Below are 21,346 nucleotides of genomic sequence, written 5' to 3' on the forward strand. Positions count from 1 at the left end.
AATGATGATAACTTTACTAAAGCGAGCTGCTGAGCTTAATTTGTTTAGTTGTTTAGACATACAACTTGCTATTCGGTTAGCTGATGATGAAAACCCATTATTGTTATTAATATTTGCAATATTAAGTGCTGAAACTCGAGCAGGTCATGTTTGTTTATTTATTGATAAGCTCGAACCCGCCTATTTATTTGAAGGTAGACAGGCGGAAATGGCTTTTATGCTCTGGGAAATGGCAGGAGCACCTGATAGTAGCAGGATTTATACTGAGCTTAAACAATGTAATGCAATTTGTGATGCACCGCAATCAGCAGCAAAACCATTAGTATTATCAGATAACAAACTTTATTTTCAGCGGATGTGGGCTGATGAAGGATTAGTGGCTGATTTTTTTTCTCGCCATTTGTTAGAAACCGTTGATGAACAGCGATTAGCGACTATTTTAACTCGTTTTTTTGCGTCCTCGAAAACGCAAGATTGGCAAAAAATAGCTGTTGCTGTTGCAGTAACCAGTCGGATCGCAGTTATTTCTGGTGGGCCGGGTACAGGAAAAACCACGACAGTAGCACGTTTATTAGCTACTTTAGTCCAATTAAGTGATGAAAAGTTAATCATTCAGCTAGCCGCGCCGACAGGAAAAGCGGCTGCTCGATTAACTGAATCATTAAATAATGCATTATTAAAACTGAATTTATCTGCTGATGAGTATGCGGTTATGCCAGAACAAGCGCAGACTGTGCATCGATTATTAGGCGCTCAACCCAATAGCCAATTATTACGTTATCACAAAGACAATCCACTTTTGCTAGACGTTTTAATTATTGATGAAGCATCGATGGTTGATCTGCCTATGATGGCTAGATTAATTGAAGCTCTACCAGATCATGCCCGTGTCATTTTGCTAGGTGATAAAGATCAATTAGCTTCTGTTGAAGCGGGCGCTGTCCTTGGCGATCTTTGTCGTTTTTCAGAATCGGGATACAGTCGTGAAAGAGCGGCACAACTGACTAAAATCACAGCTTGTAATTTATCTGATTTTATATCGAATGATGGGCCAGAGGTTAAAGATAGGATTTGTTTATTACGAAAAAGTTATCGTTTTGATGCACAATCAGGGATTGGGCGACTTGCTATTGCAATTAACCAAAGTAATATTAGACAGGTTGAGCAACTATCAGCGCAGCAAAATGCGGATATTGCTTTTCATTCAATTGCTTCGTCTGAGAAATATGGCAAATTGCTTTTTGATGCTGCTGAATGTTACCGTTGCTATCTGGATATGATAAAAACGGGTCGAGATCCCGAAGAAATCCTGACTACTTTTAATCGTTATCGTTTATTAGCTGCTTTGAGGGAAGGACCATACGGGGTTACAGGGTTAAATGATAAATTAGAACAGCTTTTACATCGTCAAGGAAGTATTCGACGGCCTGCCTATAGCTGGAATAAAAACTATGAAGGTCGCCCAATAATGATCACCAAAAATGATCGTCCTCTTGGCTTATTTAATGGTGATATTGGTGTTATGTTACGGGATGGTCAACAAGATTTAAAAGCTTATTTTCAGTTGCCTAATGGGGTGATAAAAAGAATACAACCCAGTCGTTTGCCTCAGCATGAAACTGCGTTTGTTATGACAGTACATAAATCTCAAGGGTCAGAATTTGAACATGCCGCATTGGTTTTACCGCCGATTTTTACCCCTATTATTAGTAAAGAGCTTATTTATACTGCAATTACCAGAGCAAAAATTCAGTTGACGATTTATGCTGAACGTCATGTTTTTGCTAAAGCGTTAATGACCTCAACGGAACGGCGCAGTGGTTTAACTGAGCGCTTACTTTAATGAAAGTAGAGCCTATTTTACTCGTTATCTTGTTTGATATTATTAATAGTGAATATCAATAGCGATAAAAGTAAAAAATAATAAATATTTAATTGTAGCGAACTGGATTGAAGTATTGCGATATATAACTTTAGTTTTTGCTTTAATTAATTAGTAAGTTATTGATATCAATTATTTTAATTTTGCTATTGATTGTTTTTTAGAAATATAAATGATTGATATTTGAGATGCTGCAAAATATCTTTGCGATTTATTCTTATTCGATGGGAGGATACAAATAAAATGTTAAATTCAGCATCTCAGATTGGGAATTATTCATCTCAAATGGTTAATCAACAGTTGCTTCCGCGCTAATGGATACGACTACGAATACAGAGAATAAACTTAGCTCTTAATTAAAAACCGTAGGAAATTCTAGTATTGATCTACTTGCGGTAAAAGAAAAGGAAAATGATTTATTTGAGGTAATTAAAAGTAATCAATATCTTCTAACTATTGCCAATACATCTCAATCTACTGAGCAAGCTGACAGGTTTTATCGAGCGGGATTAGCTGTTGGGATTGTTAATGATTTTTCAACGACTGATAAAGTGGTACAAATAGACCACGCAAAAATTAAGACTAATAGCATTTGCGGAGCTTTTCCTATAGAAAATCAAAGTGATAACCAAAAAGACGTAATTATAGCTAGGCGACTTAATTTTGATTACAGCATATGTATTAAAACAGGTCATCGATAGTGCATCCTGTTTCCATCTTTTTACGTTTAGCTTGAGACCATTTATGTTCTATAGGATTTAAATCTGGTGAATACACAGGCAAATATTCTATCTGGTGTCCTGCGTTTATAATTGCCTGTTCAATATTCTTACCTTTGTGAAAGCTAGCGTTGTCCATAAAAATAACAGAATTTTCAGGAAGTTCTGGGAGCAATATTTTTGTGATCCAAACATAAAAAACATCACGATTAATATTGCAATCAAATAATCCGATAGCAAAAAGGGTTGTTCCCAATAAAGCGCCAATAACATTTGTTCTTCCCTTAGCACCCCAGTTTTTCAGGCCAAAACAACGGTGACCTTTTGGGGAATAGCCGTGAGTTCGTGGAGTGTCATGTGAAAAACCACTTTCATCAATAAAAACAACAGATTTATCTTTTTTTTCATACTGTTGTCTTTTTTGCTGATGTGCCAGCCTGTCGCTTTCGTTGGTTTTTGGATGGAATAGAGTTTTTTTTTATAGGTTAATCCCAGCTTTTTAAGGGATTGCCAAATAGTCTTTTTACAAACACCGAATCGCTCTGCCCGTTCCTTTTGGTAAGCATCTGGATACTGTTCCACATCTTTTGCTAAAGCATTTTTATCGAGCTTCCTCTTACGTGGCGTTGAATTTTTTGGCTCTGGTCGTTTAAGCCAACGTACTAAAGACGCTTTTCCAATACGGAATTGTTTCGCAGTTTCTCGAATTGTTAAACCTTCGGCTTTCCTTACAGATATTACTTTACGTCGAAAATCAATTGTATAACTCATAACACACCTTGTGATCAAAATTAAGTCGCCTAGCTATAAATATAGAGGGATAGGTTTTGTAAAGAGTCTTCTATCAGTTGCCCCTAGTACTCCTTTGGACTCGACCGTCTATGCTCAGGCATTAAATATTGGTAGTGTGGCTAAAAATGGGGGGAGCGGCCGACAGTACATGGTTAAGCATTTTTCAACTATGTGGAATGTGCGTGATGGTTTATCTCAAAAGTACACAAGTTTCGCACAGGCATATAAAATTCCAGAAATGACTTAAAAGCAATGGTTAATTTGCAAGTTACTAAAACGTATAAATTTGTTTAAATTACAATAAGTTGCTTTTAATTTATAAGATTTCGTTTATTTATATATTATGCTGAATTAAACTTAAAAAATAGAGCGTTTTTTTATTGGTACGAAACTCGTGAAGTAGTCGAACCACCTGCAGCAACAATAAAAAATAATTAATTAACCGTTATTTTATTTTCAGCTCTTCTCTTTGTTAAATAGAGAGGAGCCGATATTTTTTGTTTTTTGCTTAAGACCAATAGAAAACGTTATTCATTTAAATAGTGCATTTTTTATTGTAATTGGGTTTATTAATTAAGTTTTTAATTAATTTTATGGTATTTAATTAATATTAAGTATTAAAAATTTTGATCATCGTTGATAATTATAAAGCGCTTGTTTTTTTATTGGCAACATATCAACTTTTGCTGGGAAAAATCCTCTTTCTAGAAACCAGTAAGTACTTCGGGTTGTTAATACAAAAAGTTTTTCTAAATTTAAATTTTTGGCTTGTAGAGTAATGTGTTTAAGCAGTTTTTCACCTCTTGATAAATTACGATAGTCAGGATGTACAGCCAGGCAAGCCATTTCTCCAGACTTTTCTTCTAAACACGAGTTTCGCACAGGCATATAAAATTCCAGAAATGGCTTAAAAGCAATGGTTAATTTGCAAGTTACTAAAACGTATAAATTTGTTTAAATTACAATAAGTTGCTTTTAATTTATAAGATTTTGTCTATTTATATATTATGCTGAATTAAACTTAAAAATAGAGCGTTTTTTTATTGGTGCGAAACTCGTGCTAAATAGTCATAAAGTGCTACGCAAGCGATGATCATATTTTCTCGCTCTATGATAACCTGAGTTCGGGATAAGAAATAAAGTGAAAGTCTTGCTATTCAAATAGTTGAATGCACATATTTTGTTAAAATACTCCAACAATCTGGTTAAAGAGTAGAGCATTGTTAAACAATTATGGAAAATCTTACTAAACTTTATTGCTTGATGGATGATTTTTGTAAAGACTTCGAGCCAAAAATGCATGAAATTTTGCTGAATAACGGTAGTAAGCATCGTCGACGGTCTACTCAGCTTTCATTGGCTGAAATGATGAGACTGGTTGTTTTGTTTCATCAACTCCGATTCAGACAATTCAAGGTATATTATCTCTATCATGTCCGTTTATATCTCAGGCACGAGTTTCGCACCAATAAAAAAACGCTCTATTTTTAAGTTTAATTCAGCATAATATATAAATAGACAAAATCTTATAAATTAAAAGCAACTTATTGTAATTTAAACAAATTTATACGTTTTAGTAACTTGCAAATTAACCATTGCTTTTAAGCCATTTCTGGAATTTTATATGCCTGTGCGAAACTCGTGTCAAGAAGAAAATGAAGCCTGTTGAACAGACTTGTTTCGACAAAGCCATCTTGCGTCATCGTTCTGTCATTGAAACGGTATTTGATGAGTTAAAAAATCTTTGTCAGATAGCGCATACGCGGCACCGCTCTCCTGCTAACTTTGTATTGAATTTATTAGCCGGGCTGGTTGCATATTGTTTAATTCCATCTAAACCAAAGATACCTGTGGCAGGAACATATCTTCAAGCATATTGATAATGCTTATCCCGAACTCAGGTTAAAATTACCACTGACGACATTTATATGGGCACTTTGCAATGAGGTATTGTTGGGACTCATTGATAACAGAGTAGTAATATCCAATTGTAATGTCCCCGATATTTGTTTAGCTAACTCTAGGGTTGCATCAGTGACGCGAATATTTTTATGGTAGATTACCGGATATTGATGGTTTATGAGTTTTTTATCTATCTGTGGGCGTATGCCATAAACAATAACTAGTTGAATACCCAGACTGTGTAATATAGCTAGGCGACTTAATTTTGATTACAAGGTGTGTTATGAGTTATACAATTGATTTTCGACGTAAAGTAATATCTGTAAGGAAAGCCGAAGGTTTAACAATTCGAGAAACTGCGAAACAATTCCGTATTGGAAAAGCGTCTTTAGTACGTTGGCTTAAACGACCAGAGCCAAAAAATTCAACGCCACGTAAGAGGAAGCTCGATAAAAATGCTTTAGCAAAAGATGTGGAACAGTATCCAGATGCTTACCAAAAGGAACGGGCAGAGCGATTCGGTGTTTGTAAAAAGACTATTTGGCAATCCCTTAAAAAGCTGGGATTAACCTATAAAAAAAACTCTATTCCATCCAAAAACCAACGAAAGCGACAGGCTGGCACATCAGCAAAAAAGACAACAGTATGAAAAAAAAGATAAATCTGTTGTTTTTATTGATGAAAGTGGTTTTTCACATGACACTCCACGAACTCACGGCTATTCCCCAAAAGGTCACCGTTGTTTTGGCCTGAAAAACTGGGGTGCTAAGGGAAGAACAAATGTTATTGGCGCTTTATTGGGAACAACCCTTTTTGCTATCGGATTATTTGATTGCAATATTAACCGTGATGTTTTTTATGTTTGGATCACAAAAATATTGCTCCCAGAACTTCCTGAAAATTCTGTTATTTTTATGGACAACGCTAGCTTTCACAAAGGTAAGAATATTGAACAGGCAATTATAAACGCAGGACACCAGATAGAATATTTGCCTGTGTATTCACCAGATTTAAATCCTATAGAACATAAATGGTCTCAAGCTAAACGTAGAAAGATGGAAACAGGATGCACTATCGATGACCTGTTTTTAATACATATGCTGTAATCAAAATTAAGTCGCCTAGCTATATGAGCAAAATTTTTATCTGCGATAGAGTTACCGTCTAATGTAATAACAAAGGTTTTATCGCGATGTATATTAATATAGGGAACAGAGTGGCGAAATCCATTAACTAAATCAGTACGATGTCCTTTCATATGTTCCTCATATAAATGACTGTTCTTAATGAAAGTATTTTTATGATTTTTGACACAAAATAGCAAGAAGAAATGCATGAAAAATCATTATTATTGCTTCAGAATATATTAGTAGCTAATTATTTATAAAGAGCAATTTATTAATGACAGTTTATTAATGATTGGTTAAAGTTTTCTATAGTTCACAAGTTTCGCACAGGCATATAAAATTCCAGAAATGGCTTAAAAGCAATGGCTAATTTGCAAGTTACTAAAACGCATAAATTTGTTTAAATTACAATAAGTTGCTTTTAATTTATAAGATTTTGTCTATTTATATATTATGCTGAATTAAACTTAAAAATAGAGCGTTTTTTTATTGGTGCGAAACTCGTGTAGTTATTTTTTTGTTGTTGATAATATTGAGCGGTTTATAATTATTTGATGCTTTAAGTGGATTTTTCGATGGATCATTCAAATCACGGTTTTTCAAGACGACGTCTTCTGCAAGGTGCAGTGGCTACTATGCTGTTAAGTATTAGTCCATTCGGGCTAGCTTCATCTTCAAGTATAGTTGCTATTCGTATCTGGCCTGCCTCTAGTTATACCCGAGTAACGTTAGAATCGAATATTGCTTTAAAATGTCGTCAATTTGCTTTATCTGGACCTGATCGTATTGTTGTCGATTTAGAAAATATGCAGTTAAATAGTGTGTTGCAGGGCATTAGCCAGCAAATCAGTTCACGTGATCCTTATTTAAAATTAGTCAGAGTAGGCCAATTTGATCAAAAAACGGTTCGCTTAGTTTTCGAAGTAAAAACTCATGTTGATCCACAAATGTTTACTATTGCGCCTGTTGCTGGTTTTAAACATCGCTTAGTGGTTGATTTTTATCCTGCTTCAGGTGTTTACACTGATGATGATCCGTTGTTAGCGCTATTAGAAGATTATAACAAAGGTAAATTGGATAATACGTTGCCGGTTAAAGCGAAAAAGCCAGCTGGTAAAGCAGGGAGAGATAGGCCAATTATCATCATGATCGATCCTGGCCATGGTGGAGAAGATCCTGGTGCTATAGGAAAATATAAAACGCGGGAAAAAGATATCGTATTGCAAATTGCACGTAGATTAAAAATATTAATTAATCGTGAACCTAAGATGAAAGTTTATATGACTCGTAATGAAGATGTTTTTATTCCTTTAAAAGTGCGAGTTGCAAAAGCGCGGAAAATGCAAGCTGATTTATTTGTTTCTATTCACGCTGATGCCTTTACTAATCGTAAGGCGAGAGGTTCCTCAGTATTTGCATTATCGACCAAAGGAGCAACCAGTAATACCGCCCGTTATTTAGCTCAAACACAGAATGAGGCAGATCTGATTGGTGGTGTCAGTAAAAGTGGTGATAAATACCTTGATCACACCATGTTTGATTTAGTTCAGACGGCGACTATTAATGATAGTTTGAAATTTGGTACAGAAGTGCTTAAACGGATGGGTAACGTTAACAAATTGCATAAGAACATTGTCGATCAAGCAGGTTTTGCGGTATTAAAGGCACCAGACATCCCGTCCATTCTAGTTGAAACTGCTTTTATTAGTAATATTGAAGAAGAACGAAAACTAAAGACAGCAAAATTCCAACAGCAGATGGCAGAATCTATTTTTCGGGGTATTAAAACTTATTTCGACAACGGCGGAAAACTGGCTTTGCGTTAAGCGAGTTAATTAGACAGATAATAATCTTGTTGGGAAACAAATTTGATATTGAATGAAAGGTGGTTGCGGGGGCCGGATTTGAACCGACGACCTTCGGGTTATGAGCCCGACGAGCTACCAAGCTGCTCCACCCCGCGTCTGAAATGATTAAGGTTTTTAATATTGGTTGCGGGAGCCGGATTTGAACCGACGACCTTCGGGTTATGAGCCCGACGAGCTACCAAGCTGCTCCATCCCGCGTCCGATAGCGGCTCACTATACTCAGGATCAGATCCGATGCAAGTTTTTTTCTTAAATATTGCGATATTTTTTATATCTTGTACATAAAATAGACTTGATGATTGTTTTTTGTTCTTTTATGCAAATTAGCCATCATGCTTATTGATATACTTTGTCAGCAAAAAATCGATAGCGAAATATGTAATCAACAAAAATAAATCCATTATTTTTTTAATGGTCATATAAAAATAGTTATTTAATGATTACCTTAAATCAGTAAAATATTTTATCGGAAATTATCTTATCAAATGGGGTAGGGTATAATTTATTGCTAATTTAAATATACAAAATAAAATGCAATTCAGTTGATAAATATGATACAGATAATACGCTCTAGTCGTTATCACATGATTGGCTATGCCATGCAGATGAATAGATAACGAATCAGTTTTTGTTATCATAATAGATTAATCAGGATTTGAATTAATAAATTAGTTTCTTTTTTATTATTGGTGAACACGCTATTTTTGTTAGCTAAGGTTAGACATGCAATTACTCCTTTCAGATGCTTGGTTGCGGCGCTTCGCAGGTATTGGCCGCCTCTATGGTCAAAAAGCATTAATGCTTTTTGCTCGTTCTCACATTTGTGTTGTTGGTATTGGCGGCGTAGGCTCATGGGTAGCGGAAGCATTAACAAGAACAGGGATCGGCACTATTACTCTGATTGATCTGGATGATGTGTGTGTGACAAATATTAATCGGCAATTACATGCATTAAGCGACACTATTGGTCAATCAAAAGTTGAAGTGATGAAATCACGTATTTTGCAAATTAACCCTGAATGTCAAGTTAATATTATTGATGATTTTGTCTCGGCCAGCAATCTAGCTGAGTTGATATCTATTCAATTTGATTATGTGATTGAGGCTATTGATAGCATACGGCCTAAAGCTGCTTTATTAGCTTATTGTCGCCGTCATAAAATACCTGTCGTCACAACGGGAGGGGCTGGTGGGCAAATTGATCCGACACAGATCCAAGTCAAAGATTTAGCAAAAACGATCCATGATCCCTTAGCAGCAAAATTACGTGAAAGATTAAAAAGTGATTTTAAAATAGTTAAAAATAAAGGTAAATTGGGTATTGATTGTGTTTTCTCAACCGAACAGTTAGTTTACCCACAAAGTGATGGAAGCGTTTGTAAGGCTAAAAGTAATGCTGGAGGAACAATGCGTATGGATTGCGCCGCTGGTTTTGGTGCGGCAACAATGGTAACTGCTAGTTTTGGTTTTATTGCTGTTTCTCATGTATTAAAAAAATTGCAGCGTAAAATGATAGCTAGCGAAAGAGTATGAAATAATTATTATTAACCTGAGTTCGGGATAAGAAATAAAGTGAAAGTCTTGCTATTCAAATAGTTGAATGCGCATATTTCGTTAAAATACTCTAACAATCTGGTTAAAGCGTAGAGCATTGTTAAACAATGATGGAAAATCTTACTGAACTTTATTGCCTGATGGATGATTTTTGTAAAGACTTCGAGCCAAAAATGCATGAAATTTTGCTGAATAACGGTAGTAAGCGTCGTAGACGGTCTACTCAGCTTCCATTGGCTGAAATGATGACACTGGTTGTTTTGTTTCATCAACTCCGATTCAGCCAATTCAAGGTATTTTATCTCTATCATGTCGTTTATATCTCAGGAAGGAATTTCCTAACTTGCCATCATATTCACGCTGCGTAGAGTTACTTCCGCGCAGTGCCTTAGCTTTAACGGCACTGTTTGAGTCAATTAAGGGAAAGTGCACGGGTCTGTCGGTTGCCGATTCTACTCCGATAGCTATGTGTGATAACTTACGGATCCGCCGGCATAAAGTCTTCGATGGGATAGCTGAACGAGGAAAAACCTTAACAGGTTGGTTCTTTGGTTTCAAACTTCATGTAATTATCAATCATTTGGGGTAAATACTCAGTTTTCGACTTACACCAGGAAACACAGATGATCGGAAACCATTACCTGAGCTGATAAAAGATCTTTCTGGTTGTTTGTATGCGGATAAAGGGTATTTATCGGCTTCACTGAAACAGCAACTGAAAACAATGGGAATTAACCTTATAACGAATATCAAGAAGAAAATGAAGCCTGTACGAGTTTCGCACAGGCATATAAAATTCCAGGAATGGCTTAAAAGCAATAGTTAATTTGCAAGTTACTAAAACGTATAAATTTGTTTAAATTACAATAAGTTGCTTTTAATTTATAAGATTTTGTCTATTTATATATTATGCTGAATTAAACTTAAAAATAGAGCGTTTTTTTATTGGTGCGAAACTCGTGGCCTGTTGAACAGACTTGTTTCGACAAAGCCATCTTGCGTCATCGTCCTGTCATTGAAACGGTATTTGATGAGTTAAAAAATCTTTGTCAGATAGAGCATACGCGGCTACCGCTCTCCTGCTAACTTTGTAGTGAATTTATTAGCCGGGCTGGTTGCATATTGTTTAATTCCATCTAAACCAAAGATACCTGTGGCAGGAACATATCTTCAAGCATAACACGAGTTTCGCACCAATAAAAAAACGCTCTATTTTTAAGTTTAATTCAGCATAATATATAAATAGACAAAATCTTATAAATTAAAAGCAACTTATTGTAATTTAAACAAATTTATACGTTTTAGTAACTTGCAAATTAACTATTGCTTTTAAGCCATTCCTGGAATTTTATATGCCTGTGCGAAACTCGTGCATAATTGATAATGCTTATCCCGAACTCAGGTTATTATTAGCGATCAAAGCTCGTTTTGAGCAATTTTTTGACAGACTTTAACCAGCGATTGGATACCATCTACTCTTGAGGTACTGAGTTGTTGAATGAGTCCCATTTGTTTAAAAATATCTATCAAATCGATAGATAAAATTTGAGCGGCAGTTTTGCCTTCGATAGCACAAAGAAGAATGGCAAGTAAGCCTTTCATTATTCTACCCTATCGCCATAAAAATGAAGAGAGTGGTCAATATTTTGTTGATAACCTAACCAAACGCGATTTTCGCAGCCACTCACTTCTATTTCTATTAAGCCTGTTGCTCAATAGCAAAATTAATTATGACTTACAAAAAAACCAGCCGATGATGATAAAATCATCAATTTTTGCATTAAAAATAACCTATTCAAGATTAAAAAATAAACTATTTTTGTATTTTTTAGATGTATCTAACTTGTTTTTATTTTAAGCAACTTTATTTCACTATTGAGCAACATGCTTACTGTTTTATATTCTGCCGGTAAGCTATGTAGTGGCATACTAAATTTGGCCACCTAAGTTGAGGTGATATGCTTACCTCATAATTTTTATAGGTGCCGAAATGAGTAAAATAATTACTGCTGAATTTAAATGTGAAACCGCCAAATTAGTCCTTGACCAAAATTACACCTACCAGGAAGCTGCGAAAGGCATGAACGTCAGTCTTTCAGCGATTAGCCGGTGGGTAAGAGCCCTTCGTTTAGAACGTCAAGGGAAAACATCGCCTGGTCTGCCATTAACACCTGAACAAATTGAGTTCAGAGAAATGAAGAAAAAAATCCACCGGCTGGAAATGGAGAATGACATCTTAAAAAAGGCTACTGCGCTCTTAATGTCCGACTCACTGAAAAATTTTCGGTAGTTGAAAAGCTAAGAGTGCTTTATCCGGTGAAAACTTTGTGTCGTATTTTTAATGTTCACCGAAGCAGTTATCGCTATTGGTGTCGGCCTAAGGAGCCAGATATTGAGCGGACGATAAAACGTAGCCTAGTCAGCGAAGCGTGGAACGTTAGTGGCGGCTCTGCTGGCGCAAGGACTATCGCCACGATGGTTACCAATACACACAACGTGAAACTTGGGCGGTGGTTAGCGGGTAAGTTGATGAAAGAATTAATCATCGTCAGTTGCCAAGAGCGAAAACATAAATACAACCGCGGTGGAAATGAACGTATTGATATTCCAAATCTGCTCAATAGGCAGTTCGCTGTTACCAAGCCTGACCAGGTTTGGTGCGGCGATGTAACCTATATTTGGACAGGCTCACGATGGGCCTATCTGGCTGTGGTATTGGATTTGTTTGCCCGAAAACCGGTGGGCTGGGCAATGTCATTTGCACCAGACTCAGAATTAACCGCCAAAGCACTACAAATGGCTTGGGAACTACGTGGGCATCCCAAACAGGTGATGTTCCATAGTGATCAGGGAAGTCATTATACCAGTCGTGAGTATAGGCAGGCATTGTGGCGTTATAGCTAGGCGACTTAATTTTGATTACAAGGTGTGTTATGAGTTATACAATTGATTTTCGACGTAAAGTAATATCTGTAAGGAAAGCCGAAGGTTTAACAATTCGAGAAACTGCGAAACAATTCCGTATTGGAAAAGCGTCTCTAGTACGTTGGCTTAAACGACCAGAGCCAAAAAATTCAACGCCACGTAAGAGGAAGCTCGATAAAAATGCTTTAGCAAAAGATGTGGAACAGTATCCAGATGCTTACCAAAAGGAACGGGCAGAGCGATTCGGTGTTTGTAAAAAGACTATTTGGCAATCCCTTAAAAAGCTGGGATTAACCTATAAAAAAAACTCTATTCCATCCAAAAACCAACGAAAGCGACAGGCTGGCACATCAGCAAAAAAGACAACAGTATGAAAAAAAAGATAAATCTGTTGTTTTTATTGATGAAAGTGGTTTTTCACATGACACTCCACGAACTCACGGCTATTCCCCAAAAGGTCACCGTTGTTTTGGCCTGAAAAACTGGGGTGCTAAGGGAAGAACAAATGTTATTGGCGCTTTATTGGGAACAACCCTTTTTGCTATCGGATTATTTGATTGCAATATTAATCGTGATGTTTTTTATGTTTGGATCACAAAAATATTGCTCCCAGAACTTCCTGAAAATTCTGTTATTTTTATGGACAACGCTAGCTTTCACAAAGGTAAGAATATTGAACAGGCAATTATAAACGCAGGACACCAGATAGAATATTTGCCTGTGTATTCACCAGATTTAAATCCTATAGAACATAAATGGTCTCAAGCTAAACGTAAAAAGATGGAAACAGGATGCACTATCGATGACCTGTTTTTAATACATATGCTGTAATCAAAATTAAGTCGCCTAGCTATATCAGATGACCCAAAGTATCAGTCGCAGAGGGAATTGTTGGGATAATAGTCCGATGGAACGATTCTTCCGTAGTCTGAAGACCGAATGGGTGCCAACGACTGGCTACCAAAGCTTTAGTACTGCTCAGTCAGCCATTATTCGCTACATAACCCACTACTATAGCGATATAAGACCTCACTGGTATAACGGTGGATTAACGCCAAACGAATCAGAGCGACTGTTCCGTGAACAGTCAGGTAGGGTGGCCAATTTTAGTTGACCACTACACAATTCCTTATGCCCATCGGTGGTTAGTCCAAGTACTGTGTAGATTGCCTTATTGATATAGTGACCATCATGTTTTATCTTGTAATGAATGGCATCGAGCCAGACAAAAGGATAGAGCGCCTCCAGAGGGTGTTGTTGCCAGGCTTTTAATTCAGGGAGTAATTTGTCAGTAATATGAGTAATAGCTCCATCTGATATTTCCAGTCCATATAATTCTGCAACATGTTTTTGAATATCACGATAACTCATGCCTAATGCAAATAACGATAGGATTTTGTTATCAATATCCTCTGATAATTTTGTCTGATTTTTCTTAATGAGCTGAGGCTCAAAAGCACCTGACCTGTCTCTGGGCGTTTTCAGTTCAAATTGACCTGATGTCGATTTAACCGTTTTTCGAGTAATAGCCATTTTTACGCGTATCGATTGACGTTGTCGATAGGTAGTGTTCTATTTCTGCCTGCAGAGCAGCTTCGGTCAGCTGTTTTATGAGTGGTGTGAGTATTCCATCCGTACCGAGTAAATTTTTACCTGATTGTAATTGCTTCAACGCTTCATCAAAATTAAATGATTGATTTCTCATATGTCATACATCTTTTTTTTTGAGTTTAAGATATGACACAGATTTTTGAACACTACCGGGTTTGAAATTATTTCGTCGGCGTAATCGTTCATTATTACACGAGTTTCGAACCAATAAAAAAACGCTCTATTTTTAAGTTTAATTCAGCATAATATATAAATAGACAAAATCTTATAAATTAAAAGCAACTTATTGTAATTTAAACAAATTTATACGTTTTAGTAACTTGCAAATCAACCATTGCTTTTAAGCCATTTCTGGAATTTTATATGCCTGTGCGAAACTCGTGTATTATTGATTGAAGAAGGGCAAAGTTATTATTTAGATATTAAAGAAATTTTTTCTTCGTTACGTGAAGCTACTCGGAAACTACAGGCTCTCAGTGCAAAGGGAGCATCAACCGTCAGTTTTTATTACCAAGTTTTGTTATTCAATGGTTAGTGCCGCGTCTATCGAGTTTTAATCGTTCTTATCCTGATATCGATGTGCGTATTCAGGCTGTTGATCACGAGGGAGCTAAAATGGCTGATGATGTTGATGTGGCAATCTTTTATGGTTATGGTAATTGGACAGGCTTAAGAACAGATCGTTTGTATGCGGAATACTTAATACCAGTCTGTGCGCCAGCCTTATTAGCGGGGCGTTACCCATTGAAAAAACCTCAAGATTTGATTCATCATACATTGCTACATGATTCTTCTCGACGTGATTGGCAAGCTTATGCACGTCAATTATCATTACAAGACATTATTAACGTAGAACAAGGACCCATTTTCAGTCATAGTGCTATGGTTATTCAAGCCGTAATTCATGGTCAAGGAATCGCCTTGATTAATAACGTTATGACAAAAAATGAACTTGATACAGGTCGTTTGGTATGTCCGTTTAATGATGTTTTAGTCAGTAAAAAGCTTTCTATTTAGTTTGTCATGATAATCAAGCGGAGTTAGGTAAGATTGTTGCATTTCGTCAATGGATCCTCGCAAAAGCAGCTAGAAAGCAACAAAAATGGGGATTTGTTACCGGTGAGTTGTAAACTATATGGTAAGTAAAATAATTAATTTAAAAAAAAGGATATTAACGTGAATGCTCGTTTAATGTTGATATTTTCAGGAATTAGTGGATTTTTTTGTGTCGCATTTGGCGCAATAGGTTCACATTTATTATCACCTTTACTAAACCATGATCAAATAGAATGGATTCGTATTGGTTTACGTTATCAATCAATGCATACTTTAGTTCTTATGATATTAGGCGCTATCTTATTACGTAAAGTTATTTTATGGTTTTATTGGGGGGGAATTTTCTTCAGTATAGGCATTTTATTGTTCAGTGGCAGTTTTTACTGTATGGCACTTTTACAAGTAAAATATTTTGCCCATTTGGCACCAGTAGGCGGTTTTTGCTTTTTAATTGGCTGGATATTAATTGTTACTGGTGCAACTCGGCTTAGGAATCCAACAATACGTCATGAATAATAATATTATTTTATATTGTCGTTCAGGATTTGAAAAAGAGTGTGCGGCAGAAATTACTGATAAGGCTACCCAGATCGGCGTTTATGGCTATGCCAAAGTAAAAGATAATAGCGGTTATGTTTTATTTGAATGCTATCAGTCTACTGATGCAGACCGTCTAGCTAAAGATATACCCTTTGGTACATTAATATTTGCTCGTCAACTAGTGGTTGTTAGCCAGTTATTGAAAGATTTGCCATCGAACGATCGCGTATCGCCGATTGTTGCGTTATTGCAAGGTGTCGTTGAACGAGCTGGTGAGTTACGAGTTGAAGTGCCGGATACCAATGAGAGTAAAGAGCTACTGAAATTTTGCCGTAAATTTACTGTGCCTTTACGCCATGTGCTTCGTCAACAAAAAATATTGTTGTTGAAAGAAAACCATCAACGTCCGGTTATACATGTATTTTTTATTGCTGCCGGCTGTTGTTATGTTGGCTATTCTTATGCAAATAACAATTCACCTTTCTTTATGGGGATCCCGCGGTTAAAACTGCCAGCGGATGCGCCAAGTCGTTCAACATTAAAACTGGAAGAAGCATTTCATCTATTTATTCCTTATGATGGGTGGGAAGAGCGTTTAGCATCTGGTATGAAGGCTGTTGATCTGGGCGCTTGTCCAGGTGGATGGACCTATCAATTAGTGAAGCACAGTATGATGGTCGATGCGGTTGATAATGGGTCAATGGCCGAGAGTTTAATGCAAACAGGTCAGGTACGGCATTATCGAACTGATGGTTTTAAATTTACTCCACACACTAAGAATATTAGTTGGTTGGTGTGTGATATGGTTGAAAAACCGGCAAAAGTTGCTGCTTTGATAACAGATTGGTTGTTAAAAGGTTGGTGCAGGGAAGCGATATTTAATTTAAAGCTACCGATGAAAAAACGTTATCAAGAAGTTTCATCAATTTTGAACAAAATATCACAGACACTAAACGAAAATGGTATTAATGCTCAAATCCAAGCGAAGCAACTCTACCATGATCGCGAAGAGATCACGGTACATATAAGACGAGTCTGGTCAGCCTCTATACCAGAGCGGGATTAGAAGAGCAGTGATTAACAATAAAGTTTTTATTTTTTATTGTGTTATGGCGTAAATCTGAGTTGTTGTAAATTTCCATTTAACTGTAGATCAGTTTTGAGAGAGGCAACCTGTCGGCTAATAAAGGCTATTTTTTGCGCCGGTTCAATCCGTTTACGCCATTTTTCGGGTAAGAAATGGATATTAGCAAAAATGGCCTCTAATGTAGGATATTGCTGAAGTAAAGTTGCTGCGGTTTTAGGGCCAATGCCGGTTATGCCAGGGATTTTACTACTATTTATGCCAGTTAGTCCCCAATAATCCTGTAGCTGTTCAGGTTTAACCCCAAACTCTTTATTAACAAAGGTTAAATCAAGCCAACGTTTTTGAAAATAATCACGAATATAGATCGATGATGAAAGTAGCTGACAATAGCCTTTATCTGTTGAAATGATGGTAACACGATAGCCAGCGGTGGCCACTTTAAATGCTAACGTTGCCGCCAGATCGTCAGCTTCATTTTCAATGGCATGCCAACATGCTAATCCTTGCGCCTTAAATGCAATTTCAAGGTTTTTTATTTCGTGATAAAGATCATCTGGCATTGCTTGTCTGCCAGCTTTGTATTGAGGTAAAAGTTGTTGCCGCCAGTTATTTGTCTGTTGTTCTTTGCTATCGAATATTGCCACAGCGTGGGTGGGCGAAGTATGGTTAATTAGCAGGCGAAGAGTTGAAACGCAAGCTTGTTCGCAAGGGCTTCCTTGAACAGCATGAATTCGTCTGATTAGATTTAAAGCATCAACAATAAGTAAGTGGATCATAATTTTTTGTGCATAGTTTTGTCAGTTATTTAATAATTTCATAGCAGGGTATATAGGCTGCCTTGCTAGGTAGTTTCATTCTATATTGACTAACAAACCCTCGTAATAATGTATCCATATGAGCCATAATTTTGGCATCACCATGAAGTTTATAGGGGCCATGCTTTTCAATTTCTTTCATACCCACTTCTTTCACATTACCGGCAACAATACCCGAAAAGGCTCGTCGTAAGTTAGCGGCCAATTTTTCTGGCTGCTTTGGATCACAAAATAGGTTAAGTTTTGCCATATTATCATGGGTTGGTGTAAAGGGTTTTTGTAATTCTGAATTAACTTTTATTGACCAATTAAAGCTATAGGCATCACCAGTATTGAGACGATTTTCTTTGACTTGTGGCATCTGTTTTTTCATTTCACGCGCTACAGCTTCTGGATCATCAATAATAATTTGATAATAATTGCAGGCCCGTTCACCAAGGGTATGCTTAATGAAATCATCGAGGGTGTCAAAATAGGCTTGGCTCTCTTTTGGGCCTGTTAAAATTAATGGTAATGCCTGATTATTATTGGCAGGATCCATTAAAATGCCCAATAAATAAAGTAGTTCCTCTGTAGTACCAGCACCACCAGGAAAGATAATGATACCATGAGCAACCCGAACAAATGCTTCAAGGCGTTTTTCAATATCTGGCATGATAACAAGCTCATTAACTAGAGGATTAGGTGGCTCAGCAGCGATAATAGAAGGTTCAGTTAAACCAAGAAAGCGGCCATTTTTATAACGCTGTTGTGCATGGCCTACTGCGGCACCTTTCATCGGCGCTTCCATTGCGCCAGGGCCACAGCCAGTGCAAATATTTAATTCACGTAATCCTAATTCGTTTCCAACCTTGTGGGCATAAAGATATTCAATTTCATTTATTGAATGGCCTCCCCAGCAAACAATAGTATTCGGATCTTCATCGAGATGTAGTGCTCGGGCATTACGCAGAATGGTAAAAATAATATTAGTGATACTGATGCTATCATGCAGACTTAATGCCAGCAGTTTTTCTGCTGAAATAATCTGGGTATGAACAAAAAGAATATCTCTTAACACAGAAAATAAGTTTGCTTGTAGTGAACGGATAATTTTGCCATCGACAAAAGCTTTTTCAGGCGGGTTAATTAATTCCAGTTTGACACCGCGTTCACGTTGTAGAACATTGATATCAAAATTGGGATATTTAGCGATTAATTCTTTACTATTATCTGTTTTGCTACCTGAGTTAAGTACAGCTAAGGAGCAGTTTCTAAATAGCTGATAAAGATCGCTACTGGCAGTACGTTTAAGGATACTAACTTCAATTTGAGATAGTAGATCCATTGAGCCTAACGGGCTGACATGTGTTATCAATTTAAACTCCTTACTGCCGTGCTAATCGCATCATTGTTGGCTGAAAATTCTCATTACTACGCCAAGGATTGATGTCCAACCCGCCCCGACGTGTATAACGGGCATAAACGCTTAACTTATCGGGTCGACATAGCTGAAGAATATCATTGAAAATTCGCTCGACACATTGTTCATGAAATTCATTATGGTGTCTGAAAGAGACTAAATAACGGAGTAGTTTTTCTCTATCAATTTTAGCGCCATAATAATGAATTTGTATTGAACCCCAGTCAGGTTGGTTAGTAATTAAGCAATTAGATTTTAGAAGATGGCTAACTAATGTTTCCTCTACCTTTATATTCGCGGTTGCGTTGTTAAGATAATCACGATTAAATTCATAATCACTAATTTCTATCTCTTGCTCATCAATACATTCACCAGGCAGATTATGAATAGTTTGATTAGCGAACATGGTGAGTGGCTGTAATTTTACTGTCACTTCTCCTGCAGCGCATGTAGTCAAATCTTGGGTTAGTTGTTTTTCAACTTCTTGCCAGCTAATAAATTGGGTTTGATTGAAACTATTTAGATAGAGTTTAAAACTTTTAGATTCAATCAGATTTATGCTATTAGCATTAATGGTAACATGGCCGATAGCCACTTGAGGAATTCCTCGACTGTTTAGCCACGAAAGCTCATAGAGTGTCCAAACATCTGCGCCATGAAAAGGCAATCTGTCTGATGATAACCCTAAAGGTTGTCGATTTAGGCGACGAGGAACCGCTTGCAGTAGATGAGGTGCATAGTTATCTTGATATTCGGTTTTTTTTCCGAGCGTTAGGTGTTGTAGCTCACCATTATCTTGATCAAGTGGCATGGAGTTCCTTCCTAAAATAGAAAATCAGTAAGATAGTTGCTAGCATAATCAATATATTAGAGTAAGTTTGTTGTTTGATGTATAGCTTAACAACAAATTGCGCAGATAGATAATAATACCTAATGATACTTTTATATATTAGAATGATTTATTCCTATAATTAGTCACCAATAAGAATAATTGACCATGGAAGTAACGATTTCTCAGGTATTAACGGAACTCACACAGCGTTATATTGCTTATTGGCAACAGCAGACGGGTAATTTACCGGCGAGTGATGCTTTTTACAGTATTCCTTCGCCTTGCATTGAATATAGCAAAGATGATGTCGTTTATTGGTTACCTAAACCGTTTCCGATGCCAAATGAAAAGTTAGAATCTGTTGAAAAAGCGTTAGACATCCATTTTTATCCTAACACGAGTTTCGCACAGGCATATAAAATTCCAGAAATGGCTTAAAAGCAATGGTTAATTTGCAAGTTACTAAAACGTATAAATTTGTTTAAATTACAATAAGTTGCTTTTAATTTATAAGATTTTGTCTATTTATATATTATGCTGAATTAAACTTAAAAATAGAGCGTTTTTTTATTGGTGCGAAACTCGTGCCTAATATTCACCAATTTTATACAACACAATTAGCCGCTGATATGCGAGTAAAATTTCAAGACCAACAACTTGATTTAATTCAGGTATGGAATATGACCGATTTTACTCGTTTACAAGAAAACTTAATTGGGCATTTAATTACGCAAAAAAGACGTAGACTGACCCCAACTCTCTTTATTGCAAGTTTAGATTCTGAATTTGAAATTATTTCCGTAAATAATATTACTGGCCAAGTTATATTAGAAACATTGAGTCAAACAACACGTAGCGTCTTAGCTGGTAGTCTGATTGAATTTTTACAACAACTTACTCCTATAATTAGAAAGCAATATGATTAAGATATTTACTTATTTTTTTGTGAGATATAACTTACAAATTATGTAAGTTATATCTGCGTTTATTGCTTTTTAAACGATAAAGCGAGATGAAATATTTTTTTATCCTACTGAAATAAAAAATATTCTGTTATTATCGGAAAAAAATGATTAAAAACTATTTTTTCTTATTTCTTGTTTTCCTCAGATAAATCCGACATCCTTATGCTTGCCGATAAGTTAGCATTTATCAAATGTGCCATAAATCGAAACAAGAACACGAGTTTCGCAATCTCCAAAAAAGAAGTATAAAGTTCAAAACAAGAAAAAAT

The 21,346-nt window shown here is 36.3% G+C and carries 19 protein-coding genes, 2 tRNA genes and 9 pseudogenes; 19 read left to right on the plus strand and 11 right to left on the minus strand.

All coding sequences use genetic code 11. The features are described 5' to 3' along the window. Window positions 1–4: 4 nt before the first annotated feature. The gene (recD, locus tag AYJ55_RS04570) at window positions 5–1,843 is read left to right on the plus strand and encodes an exodeoxyribonuclease V subunit alpha (RefSeq protein ID WP_063654658.1); all 1,839 of its coding nucleotides are present in this window, start codon (window positions 5–7) and stop codon (window positions 1,841–1,843) included. 720 nt (window positions 1,844–2,563) lie between these two features. Here recD and AYJ55_RS04575 read toward each other — a convergent pair. Together AYJ55_RS04575 and AYJ55_RS32655 are read right to left on the minus strand one after the other, a co-directional pair. Next, on the minus strand, window positions 2,564–3,037 hold the full coding sequence (locus tag AYJ55_RS04575; RefSeq protein ID WP_162505310.1) for an IS630 family transposase: 474 nt from the start codon (window positions 3,035–3,037) through the stop codon (window positions 2,564–2,566). A gap of 17 nt (window positions 3,038–3,054) precedes the next feature. Continuing rightward, window positions 3,055–3,372, minus strand: a pseudogene (locus tag AYJ55_RS32655) (IS630 transposase-related protein); the annotation flags it as partial. A gap of 10 nt (window positions 3,373–3,382) precedes the next feature. Here AYJ55_RS32655 and AYJ55_RS28090 point away from each other — a divergent pair. Further along, a complete protein-coding gene (locus AYJ55_RS28090; RefSeq protein WP_162505311.1) occupies window positions 3,383–3,640 on the plus strand; it encodes a hypothetical protein in 258 nt (85 codons plus the stop codon). Window positions 3,641–4,023: 383 nt separating this feature from the next. Here the strand turns inward: AYJ55_RS28090 and AYJ55_RS04585 are convergent. Continuing rightward, a pseudogene (locus AYJ55_RS04585) lies at window positions 4,024–4,260 on the minus strand (GNAT family N-acetyltransferase); the annotation flags it as partial. A 366-nt stretch (window positions 4,261–4,626) separates the two neighbouring features. Here AYJ55_RS04585 and AYJ55_RS28095 point away from each other — a divergent pair. After that, entirely contained in the window at window positions 4,627–4,884 is a 258-nt protein-coding gene (locus AYJ55_RS28095) for a hypothetical protein (RefSeq protein ID WP_162505312.1), read from the plus strand. A gap of 146 nt (window positions 4,885–5,030) precedes the next feature. Beyond that, a pseudogene (locus tag AYJ55_RS04590) lies at window positions 5,031–5,273 on the plus strand (transposase); the annotation flags it as partial. Between the two features lie 24 nt (window positions 5,274–5,297). Here AYJ55_RS04590 and AYJ55_RS32660 read toward each other — a convergent pair. Next, window positions 5,298–5,543 (minus strand): annotated as a pseudogene (locus AYJ55_RS32660) (amino-acid N-acetyltransferase); the annotation flags it as partial. 35 nt (window positions 5,544–5,578) lie between these two features. Between AYJ55_RS32660 and AYJ55_RS04595 the strand changes: the two are divergent. From AYJ55_RS04595 to amiC, 3 genes are all read left to right on the plus strand, one after another. Then, on the plus strand, window positions 5,579–5,944 hold the full coding sequence (locus tag AYJ55_RS04595; RefSeq protein WP_063653415.1) for an IS630 transposase-related protein: 366 nt from the start codon (window positions 5,579–5,581) through the stop codon (window positions 5,942–5,944). Continuing rightward, a complete protein-coding gene (locus AYJ55_RS04600; RefSeq protein WP_222703429.1) occupies window positions 5,913–6,401 on the plus strand; it encodes an IS630 family transposase in 489 nt (162 codons plus the stop codon). Before AYJ55_RS04595 ends, AYJ55_RS04600 begins: the two co-directional genes overlap by 32 nt. Window positions 6,402–6,997: 596 nt before the next feature. Then, window positions 6,998–8,248 carry an N-acetylmuramoyl-L-alanine amidase AmiC gene (gene amiC, locus AYJ55_RS04605; RefSeq protein ID WP_063654533.1) on the plus strand — a complete coding sequence of 417 codons (1,251 nt, stop codon included), beginning with the start codon at window positions 6,998–7,000 and terminating at the stop codon, window positions 8,246–8,248. A gap of 60 nt (window positions 8,249–8,308) precedes the next feature. On the opposite strand, the gene AYJ55_RS04610 is transcribed toward amiC, so the two are convergent. Further along, window positions 8,309–8,385: transfer RNA gene (locus AYJ55_RS04610), tRNA-Met, on the minus strand. 26 nt (window positions 8,386–8,411) lie between these two features. Further along, window positions 8,412–8,488, minus strand: a tRNA-Met gene (locus AYJ55_RS04615). A gap of 525 nt (window positions 8,489–9,013) precedes the next feature. On the opposite strand from AYJ55_RS04615, the gene tcdA reads away from it, so the two are divergent. From tcdA to AYJ55_RS35590, 3 genes and pseudogenes are all read left to right on the plus strand, one after another. Continuing rightward, a complete protein-coding gene (gene tcdA, locus AYJ55_RS04620) occupies window positions 9,014–9,823 on the plus strand; it encodes a tRNA cyclic N6-threonylcarbamoyladenosine(37) synthase TcdA (RefSeq protein WP_063654534.1) in 810 nt (269 codons plus the stop codon). A 131-nt stretch (window positions 9,824–9,954) separates the two neighbouring features. Continuing rightward, a pseudogene (locus tag AYJ55_RS35585) lies at window positions 9,955–10,619 on the plus strand (IS982 family transposase); the annotation flags it as partial. A 173-nt stretch (window positions 10,620–10,792) separates the two neighbouring features. Next, window positions 10,793–10,930, plus strand: coding sequence for a transposase (locus tag AYJ55_RS35590; protein WP_222703418.1), 138 nt, complete (start codon window positions 10,793–10,795; stop codon window positions 10,928–10,930). Between the two features lie 330 nt (window positions 10,931–11,260). Here AYJ55_RS35590 and AYJ55_RS04625 read toward each other — a convergent pair whose 3' ends face one another. Further along, complete coding sequence (locus AYJ55_RS04625) at window positions 11,261–11,446, minus strand: SufE family protein (protein ID WP_063654537.1); 186 nt, start codon at window positions 11,444–11,446, stop codon at window positions 11,261–11,263. Window positions 11,447–11,834: 388 nt separating this feature from the next. On the opposite strand from AYJ55_RS04625, the pseudogene AYJ55_RS32670 reads away from it, so the two are divergent. The 4 genes and pseudogenes from AYJ55_RS32670 to AYJ55_RS24985 all read left to right on the plus strand — a co-directional run. Next, window positions 11,835–12,742, plus strand: a pseudogene (locus AYJ55_RS32670) (IS3 family transposase); the annotation flags it as partial. Window positions 12,743–12,777: 35 nt separating this feature from the next. Next, window positions 12,778–13,143 carry an IS630 transposase-related protein gene (locus AYJ55_RS04645; RefSeq protein WP_063653415.1) on the plus strand — a complete coding sequence of 122 codons (366 nt, stop codon included), beginning with the start codon at window positions 12,778–12,780 and terminating at the stop codon, window positions 13,141–13,143. Continuing rightward, a complete protein-coding gene (locus AYJ55_RS04650; RefSeq protein WP_063653499.1) occupies window positions 13,112–13,600 on the plus strand; it encodes an IS630 family transposase in 489 nt (162 codons plus the stop codon). The genes AYJ55_RS04645 and AYJ55_RS04650 overlap by 32 nt, the downstream gene beginning before the upstream one ends. Before the next feature lie 22 nt (window positions 13,601–13,622). After that, window positions 13,623–13,883: pseudogene (locus AYJ55_RS24985) on the plus strand (integrase core domain-containing protein); the annotation flags it as partial. Window positions 13,884–13,891: 8 nt separating this feature from the next. Here the strand turns inward: AYJ55_RS24985 and AYJ55_RS32675 are convergent. After that, window positions 13,892–14,474 (minus strand): annotated as a pseudogene (locus AYJ55_RS32675) (IS256 family transposase); the annotation flags it as partial. Between the two features lie 288 nt (window positions 14,475–14,762). Here AYJ55_RS32675 and AYJ55_RS04665 point away from each other — a divergent pair. The 3 genes and pseudogenes from AYJ55_RS04665 to rlmM form a co-directional block, all read left to right on the plus strand. Beyond that, window positions 14,763–15,510, plus strand: a pseudogene (locus AYJ55_RS04665) (transcriptional regulator GcvA); the annotation flags it as partial. A gap of 46 nt (window positions 15,511–15,556) precedes the next feature. Beyond that, window positions 15,557–15,952 (plus strand): DUF423 domain-containing protein, encoded by a 396-nt coding sequence (locus tag AYJ55_RS04670; RefSeq protein ID WP_063654545.1) that lies wholly within the window; start codon window positions 15,557–15,559, stop codon window positions 15,950–15,952. Continuing rightward, entirely contained in the window at window positions 15,945–17,042 is a 1,098-nt protein-coding gene (gene rlmM, locus AYJ55_RS04675; RefSeq protein ID WP_063654547.1) for a 23S rRNA (cytidine(2498)-2'-O)-methyltransferase RlmM, read from the plus strand. Before AYJ55_RS04670 ends, rlmM begins: the two co-directional genes overlap by 8 nt. Window positions 17,043–17,083: 41 nt before the next feature. On the opposite strand, the gene xni is transcribed toward rlmM, so the two are convergent. From xni to queF, 3 genes are read right to left on the minus strand one after another with little or no spacing between them, the layout of a single operon-like run. Further along, the gene (gene xni, locus AYJ55_RS04680) at window positions 17,084–17,842 is read right to left on the minus strand and encodes a flap endonuclease Xni (protein ID WP_063654549.1); all 759 of its coding nucleotides are present in this window, start codon (window positions 17,840–17,842) and stop codon (window positions 17,084–17,086) included. Between the two features lie 22 nt (window positions 17,843–17,864). Next, window positions 17,865–19,235: a nucleotide 5'-monophosphate nucleosidase PpnN gene (gene ppnN, locus AYJ55_RS04685; protein WP_063654551.1), complete on the minus strand. Its 1,371-nt coding sequence runs from the start codon at window positions 19,233–19,235 to the stop codon at window positions 17,865–17,867. Between the two features lie 10 nt (window positions 19,236–19,245). Then, the gene (queF, locus tag AYJ55_RS04690) at window positions 19,246–20,091 is read right to left on the minus strand and encodes an NADPH-dependent 7-cyano-7-deazaguanine reductase QueF (protein WP_063654553.1); all 846 of its coding nucleotides are present in this window, start codon (window positions 20,089–20,091) and stop codon (window positions 19,246–19,248) included. A gap of 186 nt (window positions 20,092–20,277) precedes the next feature. Here queF and AYJ55_RS04695 point away from each other — a divergent pair, with 186 nt between their 5' ends. Next, entirely contained in the window at window positions 20,278–20,550 is a 273-nt protein-coding gene (locus tag AYJ55_RS04695; RefSeq protein WP_063654555.1) for a SecY-interacting protein Syd, read from the plus strand. Between the two features lie 146 nt (window positions 20,551–20,696). Then, complete coding sequence (locus tag AYJ55_RS04700; RefSeq protein ID WP_063654557.1) at window positions 20,697–21,038, plus strand: SecY-interacting protein Syd; 342 nt, start codon at window positions 20,697–20,699, stop codon at window positions 21,036–21,038. Window positions 21,039–21,346 lie beyond the last annotated feature (308 nt).

It is taken from the genome of Candidatus Arsenophonus triatominarum (assembly GCF_001640365.1).
In the GTDB taxonomy this organism is placed as follows: domain Bacteria; phylum Pseudomonadota; class Gammaproteobacteria; order Enterobacterales; family Enterobacteriaceae; genus Arsenophonus; species Arsenophonus triatominarum.